General features: G+C 71.3%; 16 protein-coding genes. 9 read left to right on the plus strand and 7 right to left on the minus strand.

All coding sequences use genetic code 11. The features are described from left to right. Positions 1-8: 8 nt before the first annotated feature. A complete protein-coding gene (locus tag ACWGKJ_RS23005) occupies positions 9-527 on the plus strand; it encodes a hypothetical protein (RefSeq protein ID WP_385018012.1) in 519 nt (172 codons plus the stop codon). 41 nt (positions 528-568) lie between these two features. On the opposite strand, the gene ACWGKJ_RS23010 is transcribed toward ACWGKJ_RS23005, so the two are convergent. Genes ACWGKJ_RS23010 through ACWGKJ_RS23020 form a run of 3 tightly spaced genes read right to left on the minus strand, consistent with a single transcriptional unit; the run spans position 569 to position 2,942 of the window. Then, positions 569-1,339 (minus strand): enoyl-CoA hydratase/isomerase family protein, encoded by a 771-nt coding sequence (locus ACWGKJ_RS23010; protein ID WP_385018014.1) that lies wholly within the window; start codon positions 1,337-1,339, stop codon positions 569-571. Continuing rightward, complete coding sequence (locus ACWGKJ_RS23015; RefSeq protein ID WP_385018015.1) at positions 1,336-1,761, minus strand: Zn-ribbon domain-containing OB-fold protein; 426 nt, start codon at positions 1,759-1,761, stop codon at positions 1,336-1,338. Before ACWGKJ_RS23015 ends, ACWGKJ_RS23010 begins: the two co-directional genes overlap by 4 nt. A gap of 5 nt (positions 1,762-1,766) precedes the next feature. Continuing rightward, complete coding sequence (locus tag ACWGKJ_RS23020) at positions 1,767-2,942, minus strand: lipid-transfer protein (RefSeq protein WP_385018017.1); 1,176 nt, start codon at positions 2,940-2,942, stop codon at positions 1,767-1,769. Positions 2,943-3,026: 84 nt separating this feature from the next. Between ACWGKJ_RS23020 and ACWGKJ_RS23025 the strand changes: the two genes are divergently transcribed. Both ACWGKJ_RS23025 and ACWGKJ_RS23030 read left to right on the plus strand, forming a co-directional pair. Further along, positions 3,027-4,757 carry a fatty acid--CoA ligase family protein gene (locus ACWGKJ_RS23025; RefSeq protein WP_385018019.1) on the plus strand — a complete coding sequence of 577 codons (1,731 nt, stop codon included), beginning with the start codon at positions 3,027-3,029 and terminating at the stop codon, positions 4,755-4,757. A gap of 49 nt (positions 4,758-4,806) precedes the next feature. Continuing rightward, positions 4,807-5,118, plus strand: a complete 312-nt coding sequence (locus ACWGKJ_RS23030) for a hypothetical protein (protein ID WP_385018021.1) — start codon at positions 4,807-4,809, stop codon at positions 5,116-5,118. A gap of 118 nt (positions 5,119-5,236) precedes the next feature. On the opposite strand, the gene ACWGKJ_RS23035 is transcribed toward ACWGKJ_RS23030, so the two are convergent. The 3 genes from ACWGKJ_RS23035 to ACWGKJ_RS23045 form a co-directional block, all read right to left on the minus strand. Then, positions 5,237-5,428, minus strand: a complete 192-nt coding sequence (locus tag ACWGKJ_RS23035; RefSeq protein ID WP_385018023.1) for a hypothetical protein — start codon at positions 5,426-5,428, stop codon at positions 5,237-5,239. A 132-nt stretch (positions 5,429-5,560) separates the two neighbouring features. Beyond that, complete coding sequence (locus tag ACWGKJ_RS23040; protein ID WP_385018025.1) at positions 5,561-5,716, minus strand: hypothetical protein; 156 nt, start codon at positions 5,714-5,716, stop codon at positions 5,561-5,563. A gap of 521 nt (positions 5,717-6,237) precedes the next feature. After that, complete coding sequence (locus tag ACWGKJ_RS23045; RefSeq protein ID WP_385018027.1) at positions 6,238-9,192, minus strand: AfsR/SARP family transcriptional regulator; 2,955 nt, start codon at positions 9,190-9,192, stop codon at positions 6,238-6,240. 271 nt (positions 9,193-9,463) lie between these two features. Here ACWGKJ_RS23045 and ACWGKJ_RS23050 point away from each other — a divergent pair, with 271 nt between their 5' ends. The 6 genes from ACWGKJ_RS23050 to ACWGKJ_RS23075 all read left to right on the plus strand — a co-directional run bounded on the left by ACWGKJ_RS23050 (position 9,464) and on the right by ACWGKJ_RS23075 (position 17,300). Then, complete coding sequence (locus ACWGKJ_RS23050; RefSeq protein ID WP_385018029.1) at positions 9,464-10,681, plus strand: amidohydrolase family protein; 1,218 nt, start codon at positions 9,464-9,466, stop codon at positions 10,679-10,681. An 88-nt stretch (positions 10,682-10,769) separates the two neighbouring features. Continuing rightward, positions 10,770-11,717: an LLM class F420-dependent oxidoreductase gene (locus tag ACWGKJ_RS23055; protein WP_385018031.1), complete on the plus strand. Its 948-nt coding sequence runs from the start codon at positions 10,770-10,772 to the stop codon at positions 11,715-11,717. Between the two features lie 95 nt (positions 11,718-11,812). Then, positions 11,813-12,595: an SDR family NAD(P)-dependent oxidoreductase gene (locus ACWGKJ_RS23060; protein WP_385018033.1), complete on the plus strand. Its 783-nt coding sequence runs from the start codon at positions 11,813-11,815 to the stop codon at positions 12,593-12,595. A gap of 139 nt (positions 12,596-12,734) precedes the next feature. Beyond that, positions 12,735-13,859: an LLM class flavin-dependent oxidoreductase gene (locus ACWGKJ_RS23065; protein WP_385018035.1), complete on the plus strand. Its 1,125-nt coding sequence runs from the start codon at positions 12,735-12,737 to the stop codon at positions 13,857-13,859. Between the two features lie 217 nt (positions 13,860-14,076). Continuing rightward, on the plus strand, positions 14,077-15,816 hold the full coding sequence (locus ACWGKJ_RS23070) for an N-acyl-D-amino-acid deacylase family protein (RefSeq protein ID WP_385018037.1): 1,740 nt from the start codon (positions 14,077-14,079) through the stop codon (positions 15,814-15,816). A gap of 26 nt (positions 15,817-15,842) precedes the next feature. Continuing rightward, on the plus strand, positions 15,843-17,300 hold the full coding sequence (locus tag ACWGKJ_RS23075; RefSeq protein WP_385018039.1) for an aldehyde dehydrogenase family protein: 1,458 nt from the start codon (positions 15,843-15,845) through the stop codon (positions 17,298-17,300). A gap of 87 nt (positions 17,301-17,387) precedes the next feature. Here the strand turns inward: ACWGKJ_RS23075 and ACWGKJ_RS23080 are convergent, their stop codons facing one another. Then, positions 17,388-18,251, minus strand: coding sequence for a LysR family transcriptional regulator (locus ACWGKJ_RS23080; RefSeq protein WP_385018041.1), 864 nt, complete (start codon positions 18,249-18,251; stop codon positions 17,388-17,390). Between the last annotated feature and the right edge of the window lie 80 nt (positions 18,252-18,331).

The following is an 18,331-nucleotide window of genomic DNA, read 5'->3' on the forward strand; positions in this document are numbered from 1 at the left end:
GAGATGACATGATCATGCGACGTTTGCGGTTCGGTGCCGTCCTGGTGGGGGTGGTCCTCGCGCTGACGGGCTTCTCGCGCCACAGCAGCCACAGCCACAGCCACAGTTCCGGCGGCGGCTGCTCCAGCAGCAAGAGCCACAGCACTTCCACCACGCACCACCACTACAGCGACAACGACAGTACGTACGACAGCACATACGGCTCGTCGAGCGGTTCCACCACAGGTCACACGAGCGGCACCCGCCGTGCGCCCGACCCCAAGGCCACCGGCACCGTGGTGACCTGTGCGAAGAAGGGTGCGGCCGCCGCCACCGTACGGGTGTCGGCCCGTAAGGCGAGCGGCAGCAACAGCTACCGGGTCAGCATGAGCTTCCTCGGCAGGGGCGGTTCGGTCGTGGACACGGGCAGCGCGACCGTCCAGGTGTACGGCGACTCCAGCGCCACGGTGAAGGTGCCGATGTCGGTCCCGTCGGACGCCGGCTCGGTCACCAGGTGCCGTATCGACTCGGTGCAGTACGCCTACTGACCCGGCACGCGGCATCCGGCACCCGGCACTCGCCACCCCGGTCACCGCACCCGGAAATCCCCTTTCCTGCCCCCGAAGAGCGCCGACTGCCGGTCCGGTGGCAGGTTGCCCAGGGCCACGAGGTGGGGGGCCTGCGCCAGCGCCTGTGCGCGGGCCGCCTCCTTCGCCGCCCACACCGCCCGTACCGTCCCCTGCACCGCATCCGTCGGATACGAGGCCATCGTCTCGGCGCAGCCGACCGCGGCGGCCAGCTCGTCGCCGGGCGGTGTCACCTCGCTGACAAAGCCCGTCTCGTACGCCCGTCGCGCCGAGATCCGCTCGGCCGTCCCCATCAGCGCCATCCGGGCGACCTCGCCGAAGGGCATCCGCTGGGCGAGGTAGATGGTCTCGTACGCGCTGACCATGCCGTACGTCGTGTGCGGGTCGAAGAACGTGGCGTCGTCGGCCGCGATCACGAACTCGGCCTCGCCCAGCAGATAGAACGCCCCGCCGCACGCCATGCCGCGCACCGCCGCGACCACCGGCTTCCACAGGTCGTTGGCCTTCGGGCCGATCGCGATGAGCGGATCGTCGACGGAGTACGGGGACGGGGGCTGCGGCACATCGGCCGCGCGGTCGATCCCGGTGCAGAAGGCCCGGGTCCCGGCCCCGGTGACGACGGCTGCCCGTACCGAGGTGTCGAAGCGGAACTCCTTCCAGACGGCGGCCAGTTCACCGGCGGTCGCCAGGTCGACGGCGTTGAGCCGGCCGGGCCGGTCGAGGGTGACGACCGCGACCCCGGTCTCCTGGTTCCTCTCGACGCGCAGACTCATGGCCGCTCCAGGAGCCAGCGCGGCAGGGTCGCCCCGTCCGTCTCGGCGAAGGTGACCTGCACCCGGGCGCCGATCCGCAGCCGCTCGGGGTCCACCGAGTTCAGCGGGGCGTCGGGCCCGGCGACCACATTGCCGACGAGCCGGATGTGCGGGGCGTCCGCCAGCTCCACCACGACCGCGTTGTACGGGGCCTCGGCCGCGTAGTCGGGCAGCAGCGGCGGATGCGGGACGACGTACGACCAGATGCGGCCGCGCCCGGACATCCGCTGCCACTCGCTGTCGAAGGACTGGCACCGCGGGCAGCAGGGGCGGGGCGGGAAGCGCAGCGTCGAGCAGCCGGCGCAGGACTGGACGCGCAGTTCGTGCCGGGCGGCGTACTCCCAGAAGGGGGCGCCGTCGTCGTCGGTGACGGGCTGGAGCACCGGGCTCAACTCCTCAGCAGGATCGCGGATGTGGGGACGCACTCGCCCGCCGTGACCAGGCAGGTGCCGGCGCCGGGCACCTGGGCGGTGGAGGTGCCACGCAGCTGTTTGACGCCCTCGGTGATCAGGTTGAAGCCGTGCACATAGCCCTCGCTGAGACCGCCGCCGCCGGTGTTGAGCGGCAGCCTGCCGCCGATCTCCAGCGCGCCGCCCTCGGTGAACCCGGCGCCCTCGCCGCGCCCGCAGAAGCCGTACCCCTCAAGCGAGAGCGGGACGAGCGGGGTGAAGGCGTCGTAGATCTGCGCCACGTCGACGTCGTCGGGGCCGAAGTCCGCGTGCTTCCAGAGGTGACGGGCGGCCGTCCAGGCGGGGCCGGTCAGCGGTTCGTCGGTCCAGTAGTTGACCATGCCGTGGTGCTGGGCGGGCAGGCCCTGGGCGGCGGCGTGTACGTAGACGGGCCTGCGGCGGCAGTCGCGGGCGCGTTCGGCGGAGACGATCACGCAGGCGAGGGCGCCGTCCGTCTCCAGGCAGTTGTCGAAGAGGCAGAGCGGTTCGCTGATCCACCGGGAGGTCATATACATGTCGCGGGTCAGCGGGCGGTCGTACATGATCGCGGCCGGATTCTGGTTGGCGCGGTTGCGGCAGGCCAGCGCGACGTTGAAGAGGTGGTCGCGGGTGGCCCCGTACTCGTGCATGTACCGGCGGGCGAGCATGCCGATCTCGTCGGCGGGCCGCAGCAGGCCGAAGGGGCGGGTCCACTGGGCAGGGGTCGGCAGCTGCACCGCCGTGTTGCTCCAGGGGCGCGGGCCGCTGCCGCGTTTGCGTGAGCGCCAGGCGACTCCGACGTTGGCCTGCCCGGTCGCGACGGCCGCTGCGAGGTGGGCGACGGTCGCGCAGGAGCCGCCACCGCCGTAGCCGACCTTCGAGAAGAAGGTGACATCACCGGCTCCGACCGCCTTGGCGACCTCGACCTCGTCGGTGTCCTCCATCGTGTACGAGGAGAAGGCGTCCACCTCGGACGGTGCGATCCCGGCGTCATCCAGCGCGGCGAGCACGGCCCGGCAGGCCAACGCCTTCTCGGATTCCTGGAGTTGCCTGGCGAACGCGGTCTGGCCTATCCCGACTATCGCCGTTGCGTCTTTGAGCGTCGCCACTGCCATCGCCACCTCCGGGGACGTCATGACTGCTGACAGCGGGGAAGGCTACAGCTAATCTGACGGATAGTCAGCTACGGCGTTCCGGCTACTGGGTGTGGGAGGCAGACGATGCGCGGGGATGTGGAGTGGGGCAGTATTCCGGCGCTGGTGCGGTCCGCCGCCGAACGGTACGGCGAACGGGAGGCGGTCGTCGACGGCCGTACCCGGATCTCCTACACGGAGTTGGGCGAGCGGGTCGAGCGGGCGGCGGCCGCGTGTATCGCGTCCGGGGTGGAGGCCGGTGACCGGGTCGCGGTCTGGGCGCCCAACACCGTCGACTGGATCGTCTCCGCACTCGGCGCGGTGACCGCGGGGGCGGTCCTGGTCCCGCTGAACACCCGCTTCAAGGGCACGGAGGCCGCGTACGTACTGGAGCGCAGCCGGGCCAGACTCCTCTTCGTCACCGGCACCTTCCTCGGCACCTCCTATGTGGCGTCGCTGCGGCGCGCGGCGGGCGGGGAGGGCGGGGGCGCTGCGGGGAGCGCGGACGGTGCGGGGGACGGGGCCGGTACGGGGAGTGCGGACGGTACGGGGAGTGCGGACGGTGAGAGGAGCAGAACCGGCGCCGGGAGCAGGGCCGGAGCCGGGAGCGGGACCGGAGCCGGGAGCGGGGCTGCCGGGCCGCTGCCCGCGCTTCCGCAGCTGGAGCAGGTGGTGGTCCTCTCCGACGACGCCCCGGAGTCCTTCCGCACCTGGAAGGACTTCCTGGCGGGCGGCGAGCAGGTCTCCGGCGCCGAGGTACGGGCCCGCGCGGACGCGGTGGACTCCGCGTCGCCCTCGGACATCATCTTCACCTCCGGCACCACGGGCCGCCCCAAGGGCGCGGTCATCAGCCATGCGCAGACCCTGCGCTGCTACGACATCTGGTGCGAGCTGGCCGGGCTGCGCGAGGGCGACCGCTATCTCATCGTCAACCCGTTCTTCCACACCTTCGGCTACAAGGCCGGCATCATCGCCTGTCTGATGCGCGGCGCGACGATGGTGCCGCAGCCGGTCTTCAATGTGGACACGGTGCTCGCCAACGTCACCGCCGAACGCATCTCGGTCCTGCCAGGACCGCCCACCCTCCACCAGTCCCTGCTCGACCACCCCGCCCGCGACCAGCACGATCTCAGCCCGCTGCGGCTGGTCGTGACGGGCGCGGCGGTCGTCCCGCTCCAGCTGGTCGAGCGGCTGCGCACGGAGCTGCACATCGCGACGGTGATCACGGCGTACGGCCTCTCCGAGGCGAGCGGCATCGTCACGATGTGCCGCGGGGGCGACAGCGTGGAGGTCATCGCCTCGACATCGGGCCGCGCGATCCCGGACACCGAGGTACGGGTCTCGGCCCCACCGGGCGAACCGGGCGAGGTGCTGGTGCGTGGCTTCCACGTCATGCGCGAGTACTTCGAGGCCCCGGAGGCGACGGCGGAGGCGTTCACCCCGGACGGCTGGCTGCGCACCGGCGATGTGGGCGTCCTGGACGAGGCAGGAAATCTGCGGATCACCGACCGGATCAAGGACATGTTCATCGTCGGTGGCTTCAACGCCTACCCGGCGGAGATAGAGCAACTGCTCGGCCTCCACCCGGACATCGCGGACGTGGCGGTCGTCGGCATCCCGGACGGCCGCCTCGGCGAGGTCGGCAAGGCGTACGCGGTCCGGCGCCCCGGGGCGACCCTGACGGCGGACGACCTGATCGCGTGGTCCCGCCGCGAGATGGCCAACTACAAGGTCCCGCGCGAGGTCGAATTCGTGACCGGCCTGCCGCGCAACGCCAGCGGGAAGGTGGTGAAGGGGGAGCTGCGGGGGAGGGGGTAGTGGGGGTAATCGGTCCGCGAACTCGGCATTGGCTGGCATGGTGGACGGTATGGCAGCCAAGAAGTACAGCGTGACGCTCCCGGAGGAGCTGGCCGAGGAGATCCTTCGCGAGGTCGGCCCCGGTGGCTTCGGCGCGTACCTCACCGCAGCTGTGGAGCGCAGGTGGGAAAGCGAGAGGGAGCGCTACCGGGAGCGCGACCGGGAGCGCGAAAGGCTGGGTGAGCTGGTGGCGTGGATGGAGAAGCAGGGCGGGCCGGTCACTGAGGCCGAGATGGCCGCGGCCCAGGCCGAGCGACGTGAGGTGGAGCGCCACTTCGCCGCGCAGTCAGGCGAAGCCGCTGGTCAGCGAGGTGCTTCGTGAGGGGCGGGACCACCCTGAAAAAGCTCTGCGCGCCTCGCGTACTGACGAGGTCCGTCTGACGTCCTGGGGTGGGGGACGCGGTGTGGCGTGCCGCATCCCCCACGGTCGGCGCGGGACGTCAGCTCGCGCGGGACTCCAGCGGGGCCGAGGTGATGTGGCCGTTGTCCGGGACCACCTTGGCGGCCTGGACCTGGGCGGTCGACGGGGCGGTGCCCGTCACGTGACCGTTGGCCAGGGCCGGTGTCGCGGAGGCCGCGGCGGTGGCTATCACCAGGGCGGCGGTGGCGAACAGCTTCTTCTTCAGTGTCATGGCAGCTCTTTCGTTACGGGAGTGTCGGACGATGGGTGCGCACATACGGCAGCGGCCGTGGTGGCTCCCCCTCCGGGCCACCACGGCCACTGTTCCCCCGGTTCCCCCGTGCCCCGTCGTGCAGGTCTCAGATCACGCGGTCTTGTCGGTGATGTGTGCGTTGTCGGGCTTCACCGTGGTCGGCTTGTCGGTGATGTGCGCGTTCGCGGGCTTCGCGACGGTGGGCTTGTCCGTGATGTGCGCGTTGTCCGGGTCGACGGCGGCGTCGCTCTGCGGCTCTGCGGTCATGGTGGTCAACTCCCCTGTTAGTGAATCCGTGGTGCTGAAGCCCGTCCGGCTGCTCCCCCGAGCGCGGCCGGACGGACGTTCCGCAGGCCGCTCACCTTAGTTCGCCGGTGCGGGGCCCTCCTGACGGCCGCCTGCCCCCCGACACGACGGCTCGTCGTGGAATGAGAATGTCGGGTCGCGATAAACAAACGATGAACGCCCGCTAGGGGGCCGGGCGGCCCCTTCCCGCCCCGGAACGCGCCTGCTCCTGACGGGAACATCCGCTCCGGAAACCGGAACGCATTTGCCGGTCCCCGGTGCGGAACGTACCCGCTCACCGGCCGCGACGCGTCCTTCTCCGCCGCCCTCGAAGCGCGTCCGTCCCCGCCCCGGATCGTGTCCGCCCGAGCCCCTCGAAGCGCTTCCGTCTCCGCCCCGGAGCGCATCCGCCACTGCCCCGAAGCCCGAAGCCCGAAGCCCGAAGCCCGAAGCGCGAAGCCCGAAGCCCGAAGCCCGAAGCGCGGTCCGCCTCCGCCCCGCTCTCAGGCCGCCGCCACCGGTGTCAGCAGTTCGCGTACCCCGTCCGCCTCCTGCGAGCCCAGCTCCTCGTAGATGGCCAGCGCCTCCAGCCAGCAGACCCGGGCGCGGCCCGACTGCCCTATGCCGGACAGGGCCCGGCCCAGCACGGTCAGGACGTTGCCGCGCCGCCAGTCGCCGCCGATGCCGCGCAGGACGGTCAGCGCCATCTCCGCCCCGGCCGCCGCCTGGGCGCAGCGGCCCGCCGCGATGTCGACCTCGGCGAGCCGGAAGAGCGCCATGCCCTCCCAGAGCCGCTGCCGGCTGTCGCGGAACACCTCAAGGGCCTCCGTCAGCCGCTCGGCGGCTGCGGTGAGCTGTCCGTCCTCGGTCAGCGCCAGCCCCAGCGCGTAGCGGCCGTTGGCCCCCTTGAGGGCGTGGCCCATGCGGTCGTACATCTCCGTGCCCTGCCGGGAGAGCGCCACCGCCTCGGGGACGTCACCGGTGACGAGGTGGAGCCGCGACAGGTTGCACAGCGCGCTCGCCTCGCCCGCCATGTCCTCGCAGTCGCGGAACCCCTCGACGGCGCGGGTCAGTTGCTCCGTCGCGCTGTCGAACCGGCCCTGGTAGAAGTCCATGATGCCGAGCAGATTGGCCGCCCAGCACCCGGACAGCCGGTCCCCGGTCCTTACGGCCAGCCGGTCGGCCTCGCCCGCGTCCTGCCCGGCCAGTTCGAACCGGCCCGACACATGGTGCACATAGGTCAGCGTGAGGGCGGCCCGCCCCTCGGCCCGCTCGTCCCGCGCGGCGCGCGCCGCGTCCCGCAGCAGACCGGCCGCGTAGCTGTACTCCTTCGAGTTCGCCCCCGACTCCGCCAGATCCAGTGCCGCCCACAGCAGGTCCACCGCCCGCCGCAGGGTGCCGGTCCCGGTGGCCGACTGGCGTACGCACGCCAGCAGCGACATCGCCTCCGCGTACAGCCAGTCCTGGGCGTCGTGCCGGTCGGTGAAGACCAGCCCCTCGTACGTGGTCGGCTCCAGGTGGTCCACCAGCCGGTCGCCCGGGCGCTCGATCGCGTACACCCGGGCCGCCGTCGCCAGATAGAAGTCGAGCAGCCGCGAGAGGGCCAGCTCCCTTTCCACCGGGGGCTGTTCGTCGCGCTCGGCGCAGGAACGCGCGTAGAGGCGGACCAGATCGTGGTAGCGGTACCGGCCGGGCGCCGCCGACTCCAGGAGCGAGGTGTCGACCAGCGATTCGAGCAGGTCCTCCGCCTCCCGGGCCGGCATGTTCAGTACGGCGGCTGCCGCGGCCAGCGAGAGGTCCGGGCCCTCCGCGAGACCGAGCAGCCGGAACGCCCTTGCCTGCTGGGGTTCCAGCTGCCCGTACCCCAGCTCGAAGGTGGCCTTCACCGCCAGGTCTCCCGCCTGGAGTTCGTCCAGGCGCCGCCGCTCGTCGGCGAGCTTCGCGGCGAGCACCGAGACCGTCCAGGTGCGGCGGGCCGCCAGGCGCGAGGCCGCGATACGGATCGCCAGCGGCAGGAAACCGCAGGCCGCCACCACGTCGAGCGACGCCTTGCGTTCACTGCCGACCCGCTCCTCGCCGACGATCTTCGTGAAGAGCTGGAGCGCCTCCTCGGGCGACATCACATCGAGGTCCACCAGATGCGCGCCCGCCAGATCGACCATCCGGGCGCGGCTGGTGACCAGGGCGGCCGAGCCCGCTGTGCCGGGCAGCAGCGGGCGGATCTGCGCGGCGTCCCGCGCGTTGTCGAGCAGTACCAGGACCCGGCGGCCGTCGAGCGTCGTCCGGTAGAGCGCCGCGCGTTCGTCGAGCGAGTCGGGGATGGCCGAGTCCGCCGCCCCGAGGGCGCGCAAAAACGCGCCGAGCACGGTCTCCGGCTCCGCGGCCCGTGCCCCCGCGCCCTGGAGGTCCACATACAGCTGCCCGTCCGGGAAGTGCGGCCGGGCCGCGTGCGCCACATGCACCGCGAGCGTCGTCTTGCCCACCCCGCCGATCCCGGCCAGCGCCGAGACGGCCATCACCGAACCCTCGGCGGTGGCCAGCCGGTCACCCAGCTCCCGTACGAAGGCGTCCCGGCCGGTGAAGTCCGGCACGGTCGCGGGCAGTTGCGCAGGCCGGGCGGCGCTGGGGGCGGGCGGCGCGGACTCCTCGGCCGGCCGGGCCAGCTCCGCGTCCGCCTGGAGGATCCGCTGCTGGAGCCTGGCCAGTTCGGGCCGGGGGTCCACCCCCAGCTCGTCGGCGAGCAGCTTGCGGGTGTCGGCGTACACGGCGAGCGCCTCCGCCTGCCGCCCGCTGCGGTACAGCGCCAGCATCAGCAGCTCGCGCAGCCGCTCCCGCAGCGGATGGTCGGCGGTCAGCGAGGTCAGCTCGGATACCGCCTCCGCGTGGCAGCCGACCTCCAGGTCCATGTCGAGCCGTGACTCGGTCAGCTGGAGCCGCCACTCGTCGAGGGCGGCCCGCTGGGTCTCGGCGTACGGCCCGGGGACGTTCGCCAGGGGTTCGCCGTCCCAGAGCGCGAGCGCCTCGTCGATCAGGGCGCGCGCCGTGGCGCGGTCGCCCGTACCGGCGGCCTTCTCGGCGTTCGCGGCCAGTTGCTGTGCCCGGTGCAGGTCGACCGATTCGGCCCCCGTGCGGATCGCGTAACCGCCCGACTCGCTGACCAGGACCCCGGGGTCCAGGACCTTGCGCAGCCTGGAGGCGTACGTCCGTACCGCGGCCAGCGCCTGCGACGGCGGGTCCTCGCCCCAGATCGCGTCGATCAGCTCGCCCGCGGTGGCCGTGCGTCCGTCGCGGGTCAGCAGCGCGGCCAGCAGTGCGCGCTGCTGCGGCGATCCGGGCGGCAGCGCCTCCCCGTCGCGCCAGGCGCGCACGGGTCCGAGCACGCTGAACGTGAGCCCACCGCCCCGGCTCTGCTGCGGAGTCCGCTGCCCCGGTACGCGCGGCCCGCTGTCACGGTCCATAGCTGCCCTGCCTCCTGCCGTGCCTGCTGCCGTGTTGCCGTGTCTGCTCTGCCGTGTCTGCCGCTTCGGGGCGGTGCCCGGTTCGCGGCCCTCCGCTCCCCTGGCCCCTGCCCAGGCCAGTTTGCCTTGCTCATGGCGAGTACGTCAGCTCTGGGGGTGCCTCTCCACAAGCTCTCCGCCAACCGGCGCGCCGGTCCGTTGCCGCATCTTTCCGCAGGGAGAGCCGTACCAGTAGCTGACGGTTCGTCAGATCAGCGCTACGGTGGAGAACATGGAGACATTCCCGAAGATCATCTCGGTGGACGACCACACGGTGGAACCTCCCCATGTCTGGCAGGACCGGCTCCCGTCCAAATACCGGGACACCGGCCCGCGTATCGTCCGCGCCCCTCTCAAGTCCATGTCCTTCCTGGGCGGCAAGTTCGCCCCGGTCATGGGCGCCAAGGGCGACGAAGGGCCGATCGGCGACTGGTGGATCTACGAGGACCTGCACCGGCCGCTGACCCGCCTGGACACGGCGGTCGGCTACGACAGGGACGACATCAAACTCGAAGTCATCACCTACGAACAGATGCGGCCCGGCTCCTTCTCGGTGCCCGACCGCCTCGCCGACATGGACGTCAACCACGTCCAGTCCGCGCTCTGTTTCCCGACCTTCCCGCGGTTCTGCGGCCAGACCTTCACCGAGGCGGCCGACCGCGAACTCGCGCTGCTGTCCGTGCGCGCGTACAACGACTGGATGGTGGAGGAGTGGTGCGGCCCCGAGGCGCACGGCCGCCTCATCCCGCTGCCGATCATCCCGCTCTGGGACGCACGGCTCGCCGCCGACGAGGTCCGGCGCAACGCGGCGCGCGGAGTGCGCGCGGTCGCGTTCTCGGAGATACCCCCGCACCTGGGCCTGCCGTCCATCCACACCGACGAGTGGGACCCGTTCCTCGCCGCGTGCGACGAGACCGGCACGGTCATCGGGATGCACATCGGCTCGTCGTCGAAGATGCCGTCCACATCGGCCGACGCCCCGCCCGCCGTCGGCTCCACCATCACCTTCGCCAACTGCTGCTACTCGATGGTCGACTGGCTGATGAGCGGCAAGTTCGAGCGCTTCCCGAACCTGAAGATCATGTACGCGGAGGGCCAGATCGGCTGGATCCCGTACATCCTGGAGCGCGCGGACGTGGTCTGGGAGGAGAACCGCGGCTGGGGCGGGGTGGCGGACAAGGTCCTGCGGCCGCCGTCCGAACTGTTCACCGACCACGTCTACGGCTGCTTCTTCGACGACGCCTTCGGGCTGAAGAACCTCGACTCGATCGGTGTGGGCAACGTCCTGTACGAGACGGACTACCCGCACTCCGACTCCACCTGGCCCAAGTCCCGCGAGGTCGGCGAGACGCAGATGGGGCACCTCGCTCCCGACGTCATCGACCGCATCGTGCGCGGCAACGCGATCGAGCTGCTGGGCCTCACGGAGGACGGTCTCTGGGCGGGGTGACCTGTCCTGTCCGGCATGAGCACCGGAGCGTGCGAGGTCCTGTTATCTCGGTCCACTTTCCGTAGGGCACACAGGAGGAGTCCCACCCATGCCACGGGTCTTTCCCGAAGGGCAGCTCGTCTACGGGATGCAGCTGCCCGTCCAGTCCCAGAGCACCATCTACGCGGAGGAGTGGGAGGCCGCCGCCACCCCGCACGACCTGGCGGAGATCGCCCGCACCGCCGACCGCACCGGCTTCGCCTACATCGCGGGCTGCGACCACGTGGCCATCCCCCGGCGGCTCGCCGACGCCATGGGCACCATCTGGTACGACCCGGTCGCCACCCTCGGCTTCCTGGCCGGGATCACCCGGCGGGTACGGCTGATGAGCCATGTCGCCGTACTCGGGCTTCGCCACCCGCTGCTCAACGCCAAGCAGTACGCGACCCTGGACCACCTCAGCGACGGCCGGCTGATCCTGGGTGTCGGGGCGGGGCACGTACCGGAGGAGTTCGAGGCGGTGGGGGCGGACTTCCCGGGGCGCGGTTCCGTACTGAACGAGTCCATCGACGCGCTCCGGGCCGCGCTCGGCCCCGATGAGTACCCCGAACACCACGGCGAGCTGTACGAGTTCGAGGACCTCGCCCAGCTGCCACGCCCGGTGCAGCGCCGGGTGCCGGTGTGGGTCGGCGGATCGTCGCCCGCTGCCGTGCGCCGGGCCGCCGAACGGGGGGACGGCTGGCTGCCGCAGGGCGACCCGCGCGAGCGGCTGCCCGAGCAGATCGCCCGGCTCAGGGCGCTCAGGGAGGCGGCCGGGGTGACGGAACCGATCGAGATCGGTGCCATCACCGAGCCGCTGTACGTCGGTGAGCCCGGCCGTCCGGTCGGCCGCCGGACCCTGACCGGCAAGCCGGAGGCCATCGCCGAGTCGCTGCGGGAGTACGCGGCGATGGGCGTCGACCAGATCCAGGTGCGGTTCCGCAGCCGCAGCCGGACCGAACTGACCGACCAGATGGCGGCCTTCGCCGCCGACGTCGCCCCGCACCTCAACCCGTAGCCCCCGACAGCCGGGACCCCCGACAACCAGCAGCCCCCGACAACCAGCAGCCCCCGATCGGCAGTCCGCACCTCGACCAGAGCAGGGAGAGCGGTATGGGCACAATCGACGGACGGGTCGTCGTCATCACCGGCGCGGCACGCGGCCAGGGAGAACAGGAGGCGCGGCTCTTCGTCGCCGAGGGGGCGAAGGTCCTGCTCGGGGACGTCCTGGACGAGCAGGGCGCGGCGCTCGCCGAGGAGCTGGGGGAGTCCGCCGCCTATGTACGGCTGGACGTGACCCGCGAGGAGGACTGGAGCGCGGCCGTCCAGGTCGCCAGGGAGACCTTCGGGAAGATCGACGGCCTGGTCAACAACGCCGGCATCCTGCGCTTCAACGAACTGGTGACGACCCCGCTGGAGGAGTTCCAGCAGGTCGTGCAGGTCAACCAGGTGGGCGCCTTCCTCGGTATCCGGACGGTCGCCCCGGAGATCGAGGCGGCGGGCGGCGGGACCATCGTCAACACCGCCTCGTACACCGCGCTCACCGGGATGGCGTTCGTCGGCTCGTACGCCGCGACCAAGGCCGCCATCGTCGGGCTGACCCGGGTGGCCGCGATGGAGCTGGCCGCGAAGGGTATCCGGGTCAACGCGATGTGCCCCGGCGCCATCGACACCCCCATGAGCAACCCCGCCCAGCTGGACCCGGACGCGGATCCGGCGGAGTCGTCGGCGGCCCTGGACGAGCTCTACCGGAAGCTGGTGCCGCTCGGGCGGGTCGGCAGGCCCGACGAGGTCGCCAGACTGGCGCTCTTCCTCTCGGGCGACGACTCCTCGTACATCACCGGGCAGCCCTTCGTCATCGACGGCGGATGGCTGGCCGGGGTCAGCGTCTTCTGACGCACACTCCGCGGGCGAAAGGCACGTCTGACTACCAGTCAGCTATTGACGCTCCCCGTGCGCGGTGCCACAGTCGACTCCACCGCGATCTGACGGTGTGTCAGAAAAGCGGTCAGAGACCTAGGGACGGTGAACCCCTTTGGAATTCGGGCTCTTTGTACAGGGATACGTACCGAAGCAGCGCGCCCAGGCCGATCCCGAGGCCGAGCACAAGGCGCTCATGGAGGAGACCGAGTACGTCATCCAGGCGGACAAGTCCCACTTCAAGTACGCCTGGGCCTCCGAGCACCACTTCCTGGAGGAGTACTCGCATCTCTCCGCCAACGACGTGTTCCTCGGCTACCTCGCCCACGCCACGGACCGTATCCACCTCGGATCGGGCATCTTCAACCCGTTGGCGCCGGTCAACCACCCCGTGAAGGTCGCCGAGAAGGTGGCCATGATGGACCACCTCTCGGAGGGCCGCTTCGAGTTTGGCTCGGGGCGCGGGGCGGGCAGCCACGAGATCCTCGGGTTCATGCCGGGCATCACGGACATGAACCACACCAAGGAGATCTGGGAGGAGACGATCGCCGAGTTTCCCCGGATGTGGCTCCAGGACGAGTACGTCGGCTTCCAGGGCAAGCACTGGTCGCTGCCGCCGCGCAAGGTCCTGCCCAAGCCGTACGGGAAGGCGCACCCGGCCATGTGGTACGCCGCCGGGTCCCCCGCCTCGTACGCCATGGCCGGCAAGAAGGGCCTCGGGGTGCTGGGGTTCAGCGTCCAGAAGGTCGGGGACATGGAGTGGGTCGTCGAGTCGTACAAGAACGCGGTGAAGGAGGCCGAGCCGATCGGCGCCTTCGTCAACGACAACGTCATGGTGACCTCGACCGCGATCTGTGCCGAGACCCATGACAAGGCGGTCGAGATCGCCGTCAGCGGCGGTCTGAACTACCTCCAGTCGCTGCTGTTCCGCTATCACGACACGTTCCCCAGGCCGGACGGCATCCCGGAGTGGCCCGAGCTGCTGCCCGAGTACAGCAAGGAGATCATCGAGCTGCTCATCGCGGAGGAGCTGATGATCTGCGGTGACCCCGGCGAGGTGCTCCAGCAGTGCAAGCGGTGGGAGCAGGCGGGGGCGGACCAGTTGTCGTTCGGGCTGCCGATCGGGATCTCGCCCGAGGACACGCTCAACACCATCAAGCTCATCGGTGAGCACGTCATCCCGCAGATCGACACGGATCCGGTCCACCGGACGACCCGCTTCCGGCAGGCGGGGGAGTAGGGGCCGTCACCTCGGGGCGGACGGTGGCACCATCCCGGACGACCGCCGTCCGGTTCCGGCCGGTGCGTACGGGGAGCGGCCTTCCCGTACCCACCGGCCGGAACCATGCCCCCAGTACTGCGAGCCCGGCGGGCCCACCACCGGCCGGAAGAACCAAGAGTTCGAGCCCGGCGGGCCCCACCCCGACCAGAAGAACCAAGAGAAGGGACCAGACCACATGCTCGACCACCTCATCCGCGGAGCGACCGTCGTGGACGGCACCGGTGCCCCCTCCTACGTCGCAGACCTGGGGATCCGCGACGGCCGCATAGCCGTGATCGCGAAACCCGGCACCGTCACCGAGCAGGCCACCACCACCGAGGACGCGACCGGACTCGTCCTGGCCCCCGGCTTCGTGGACCCGCACACCCACTACGACGCACAGCTCTTCTGGGACCCGTACGCGACCCCGTCCATGAACCACGGAGTGACCACCGTCGCGGGCGGCAACTGCGGCTTCACCCTCGCCCCGCTCAACCCGGACCACCCCGGCGACGCCGACTACACCCGCCGCATGATGTCCAAGGTCGAAGGCATGTCGCTGGTGGCGCTCGAAGAGGGCGCCCCCTGGAACTGGTCGACCTTCGCGGAGTACCTGGACGCCCTGGACGGCCGTACCGCCGTCAACGCCGGTTTCATGGTGGGCCACTGCGCCCTGCGCCGCCACGTCATGGGCGCAGACGCGATCGGCGGGCAGCCCACCGGGGAACAGCTCGCCGAGATGCTGCGGCTTTTCCACGAGGCGATGGACGCCGGCGCCTGGGGGTTCTCCACCACCCAGTCGTCCACCCACTCCGACGGCGACGGCGAACCCGTCGCCTCCCGGCACGCGGGCCCCGCCGAACTGCTCGCCCTCTCCAAGGCCGTCGGCGAGCACGAGGGCACCCAGATCGAGGCCATCGTCGCGGGCTGCCTCGACCAGTTCAGCGACGAGGAGGTCGACCTCTTCGTCGGGATGAGCGCCGCGGCGGGCCGCCCGCTCAACTGGAACGTCCTGACCATCGACGCCGCCGTGCCCGAACGCGTACCGCGCCAGCTCAGCGCCAGCGACCGCGCCCGCAAGGAGGGCGGCCGGATCGTCGCCCTGACGATGCCCATCCTGACCCCGATGAACATGTCGCTCGGCACGTTCTGCGCGCTGAACCTCATCCCCGGCTGGGGCGACATCCTCGGCCTTCCGGTGCCCGAGCGGATCGCGAAGCTGCGCGACCCCGACGTACGGACGGAGATGCTGCGGCGCGCCAACAGCAAGGAGGCGGGCGTCTTCCGACGGCTCGTCAACTTCGGTCGGTACGTCATCGGCGACACCTACTCCGAGGCCAACGAGGGGCTCAGCGGCCGGGTGGTGAAGGACATCGCGGCCGAGCGCGGGCAGGAGCCGTTCCACTGCCTGGTGGAGATCTGCGCCCACGACGAACTGCGCACCGTGCTCTGGCCGATGCCCACCGACAACGACCCGGAATCCTGGGAGCTGCGGCGCAGGACCTGGGAGCACGAGGACGTGATGCTGGGCGGCTCCGACGCGGGCGCCCATCTGGACCGGATGTGCGGGGCCCCGTACACGACGCGGTTCATCGGCGACTGCCTGCGCGGCCGCAAACTGGTCGGCCTGGAAGCGGCCGTGAAGATGCTGACCGACGACCCCGCCCAGCTCTTCGGGCTGCGCGAACGCGGCCGGATCGAGAAGGGCTTCCACGCCGACCTGGTGCTCTTCGACCCGGAGCGGATCGCGGCGGGCCCGGCGACGCTCGTGCACGACCTGCCGGGCGACAGCCCCCGCCTCGACTCACGGGCGATCGGCATCGTGTCGGTACGGGTCAATGGCGTGGAGACCATCCGGGACGACGAGATCACCGGCGCCGTACCGGGCACGGTGCTGCGGTCGGGCCGCGACACCAGGACGGTGGCGACCCGTTGACCGCGGACCGGCAGCAGGGGCGGGGAGTGGACGGAAACCAGGGCCTGTTCATCGACGGCGAGTGGGTCGCGCCGGACGGCGGGCACTACGACGTGATCAACCCGGCCACCGAGGAGAGCGTGGGCCCCGCGCCCGAGGCGAGCCGCGCCCAGGTGTACGAGGCGGCAGCCGCCGCCCGCGCGGCCTTCGACGGCTGGTCACGGACGCCGCCGGAGGAGCGCGCCGCGATCCTCGGCCGCGCCGCCGACCTCATGCAGCGCGACTTCCTGCCGTACGCGGCGCTCGCCCAGGCGGAGAGCGGCGCCACCACCGGCACCGCCCGCGGTATGCAGGTCGGGGTGGGGGTGGCGCGCTTCCGGCGCTATGCGAAGGGCGCGCTCGAACCGGTCGAGCAGGGTCTGCCCCCGCAGATCAACGAGGCGGGCCTGATGGGCAGGGCCGGTGTCTTCGGCGCGCTCGCGGCCCGCCGCCCGGTGGGCGTGGTCACCTGCATCACCTCGTACAACAACCCCTGGGCGAACCCCGCGGGCAAGGTCGCGCCCGCGCTCGCCATGGGGAACACCGTGCTCGTGAAGCCCGCCCCGCAGGACCCCCTCTCGGTCTTCCGGATGGCGGAGGCACTGGCGGAGGCGGGAGTTCCGCGCGGGGTCGTGAACGTGGTGAGCGGTACGCGTACGGAGGTGGGCGAGGCGGCCGTCGACTCGCCGGACGTCGACATGGTCAGCTTCACCGGCTCCACGGCCGTCGGCCGGCGCATCGCGGAGGTCTGCGGCCGCGGCATGAAACGGCAGCTGATGGAGCTGGGCGGCAAGGGCGCGGCGCTGGTCTTCGACGACGCCGACCTGGAGTCGGCGGTGGCCGGGATCGGCACCACCTTCTCCTTCTACAGCGGCCAGATCTGTACGGCGCCCACCCGGGTCCTGGCCCAGCGCGGCATCCACGACCAGCTGGTCGCCCAACTGACGTCGTACATGGCTCACTTGAAGATCGGCGATCCCACCGAGCGGTCCACGGTGGTCGGCCCGGTGATCTCGGCGGCCCACCGGGACCGGATCGAGTCGTACGTCGAACTCGGCCGGAAGGAGGGCGCGACGGTCGTCGCGGGCGGCGAACGCCCCGCGTGCGAGAAGGGTTTCTACGCCGCGCCGACCTTGCTGGCCGACTGCACCAACGACATGCGGGTCGTCCGCGAGGAGATCTTCGGCCCGGTCGTCGTGGTCGTCCCCTTCGACGACGAGGAGGAGGGCATCGCCCTGGCCAACGACAGCGATTACGGCCTGCTCGACTACGTCTGGTCGGGCGATGTGGCGAGAGCCTTCCGGGTGGCGGCCCGGCTGCGCGCCGGCGGGGTCGGGGTGAACACCATCGGCCGGAACATGGAGGCACCGTTCGGCGGCTTCAAACAGAGCGGCGTGGGCCGTGACGTGGGCTCGTACGCCCTGCACGCGTACAGCGAGACACAGTCGATCGTCTGGCCGGGGTGAGTACGAGTACGCCGTCCGGCCGGGGTGGGAAGGCGTGGCGTACCGCCGTCCGGCCGGGGTGGGAACACGTACCGCCCATGACGCGGTTCACGTGCGGGTGCACCACGTCTCCTGGAGCGCGGAGGTGATGTCGTCCCGGGTCCGGGCGGAGAGCCTTTGACTGGTGGCCAGGCTCAGCGGGATCGCCGGAAGAGGCGGGAGGTCTTCGACGCGCCGCAGGCCCGGCTCCTGGTCCCGGTCCCGGCCCCGGTCCTGGTCCCGGCCCCGTGTCCGGGGGAGGGCGGTGACACCGCCGGTGGTCCTGACGGCGGCGACCAGGCTGATGAGATCGATGCATTCGCGGACCAGCGGCCGCCTGCCCGCTGCCGCCCCGGAGGCGAGAATGCGCTCCCGGATGGCGCAGGGGGCGGTGAAGGCGATGAGCTTGTCCGTCTCGGGCGCCCGGTCGGCGGGACCGAGCCAGGTCAGGGGGAGGTCGGCGATGTGCCGGCTGCCGTGGCCGAGATCGCCGATCCCGAGCGCGACGTCCGCTGAATGGTCGTGCACCGATTCGCGCACCCGTGCGCTGCGGCGGAACTGGAACCGGACGGCCCGGTCCGGGTAGTCGCGGGAGAGCACCTGGACGACAGCACGGAGCAGCGGTTCGGTGGCGTACTCGGTGGAGACGACCACGAGATCCCCGGTGCCGGGTCCCAGCAGACGGCTGAGCGCGTCGTCGTGCTCGCCGAGCAGCCGGTATGCCTCGCGCAGCAGGTCCTCGCCGCGGGAGGTGAAGGCGATACCGCGACCCTGGCGCCCCACGACGGGGAACCCCAGCTCTGCTTCCAGGCGGCGCAGATGTCCACTGACGGCCGGCTGCGAAAGGTGCAGGGCTCCGGCGGCCCTGCGTACTCCGCCGAAGGAGGCCACTGTGACCAGGCTGCGCAGGCAGGTGATGTCGAGGGTCGTCATGTTCCCATGGTGGCCGTGACCGGCCGCGGGCAGAGTTCTGATCGCGATTCGTGATCGGTCACGCAGGTGCAGGTGGGGTG

This window comes from Streptomyces sp. NPDC054757, from assembly GCF_053612185.1.

What these genes read in the sequence shown, in the direction of transcription:
- ACWGKJ_RS23005 (WP_385018012.1), top strand. Translation starts at nt 9, where the DNA reads ATGATCATGCGACGTTTGCGGTTCGGTGCCGTCCTGGTGGGGGTGGTC.
- ACWGKJ_RS23010 (WP_385018014.1), bottom strand. Translation starts at nt 1,339, where the DNA reads ATGAGTCTGCGCGTCGAGAGGAACCAGGAGACCGGGGTCGCGGTCGTC.
- ACWGKJ_RS23020 (WP_385018017.1), bottom strand. Translation starts at nt 2,942, where the DNA reads ATGACGTCCCCGGAGGTGGCGATGGCAGTGGCGACGCTCAAAGACGCA.
- ACWGKJ_RS23025 (WP_385018019.1), top strand. Translation starts at nt 3,027, where the DNA reads ATGCGCGGGGATGTGGAGTGGGGCAGTATTCCGGCGCTGGTGCGGTCC.
- ACWGKJ_RS23030 (WP_385018021.1), top strand. Translation starts at nt 4,807, where the DNA reads ATGGCAGCCAAGAAGTACAGCGTGACGCTCCCGGAGGAGCTGGCCGAG.
- ACWGKJ_RS23035 (WP_385018023.1), bottom strand. Translation starts at nt 5,428, where the DNA reads ATGACACTGAAGAAGAAGCTGTTCGCCACCGCCGCCCTGGTGATAGCC.
- ACWGKJ_RS23040 (WP_385018025.1), bottom strand. Translation starts at nt 5,716, where the DNA reads ATGACCGCAGAGCCGCAGAGCGACGCCGCCGTCGACCCGGACAACGCG.
- ACWGKJ_RS23045 (WP_385018027.1), bottom strand. Translation starts at nt 9,192, where the DNA reads ATGGACCGTGACAGCGGGCCGCGCGTACCGGGGCAGCGGACTCCGCAG.
- ACWGKJ_RS23050 (WP_385018029.1), top strand. Translation starts at nt 9,464, where the DNA reads ATGGAGACATTCCCGAAGATCATCTCGGTGGACGACCACACGGTGGAA.
- ACWGKJ_RS23055 (WP_385018031.1), top strand. Translation starts at nt 10,770, where the DNA reads ATGCCACGGGTCTTTCCCGAAGGGCAGCTCGTCTACGGGATGCAGCTG.
- ACWGKJ_RS23060 (WP_385018033.1), top strand. Translation starts at nt 11,813, where the DNA reads ATGGGCACAATCGACGGACGGGTCGTCGTCATCACCGGCGCGGCACGC.
- ACWGKJ_RS23070 (WP_385018037.1), top strand. Translation starts at nt 14,077, where the DNA reads ATGCTCGACCACCTCATCCGCGGAGCGACCGTCGTGGACGGCACCGGT.
- ACWGKJ_RS23080 (WP_385018041.1), bottom strand. Translation starts at nt 18,251, where the DNA reads ATGACGACCCTCGACATCACCTGCCTGCGCAGCCTGGTCACAGTGGCC.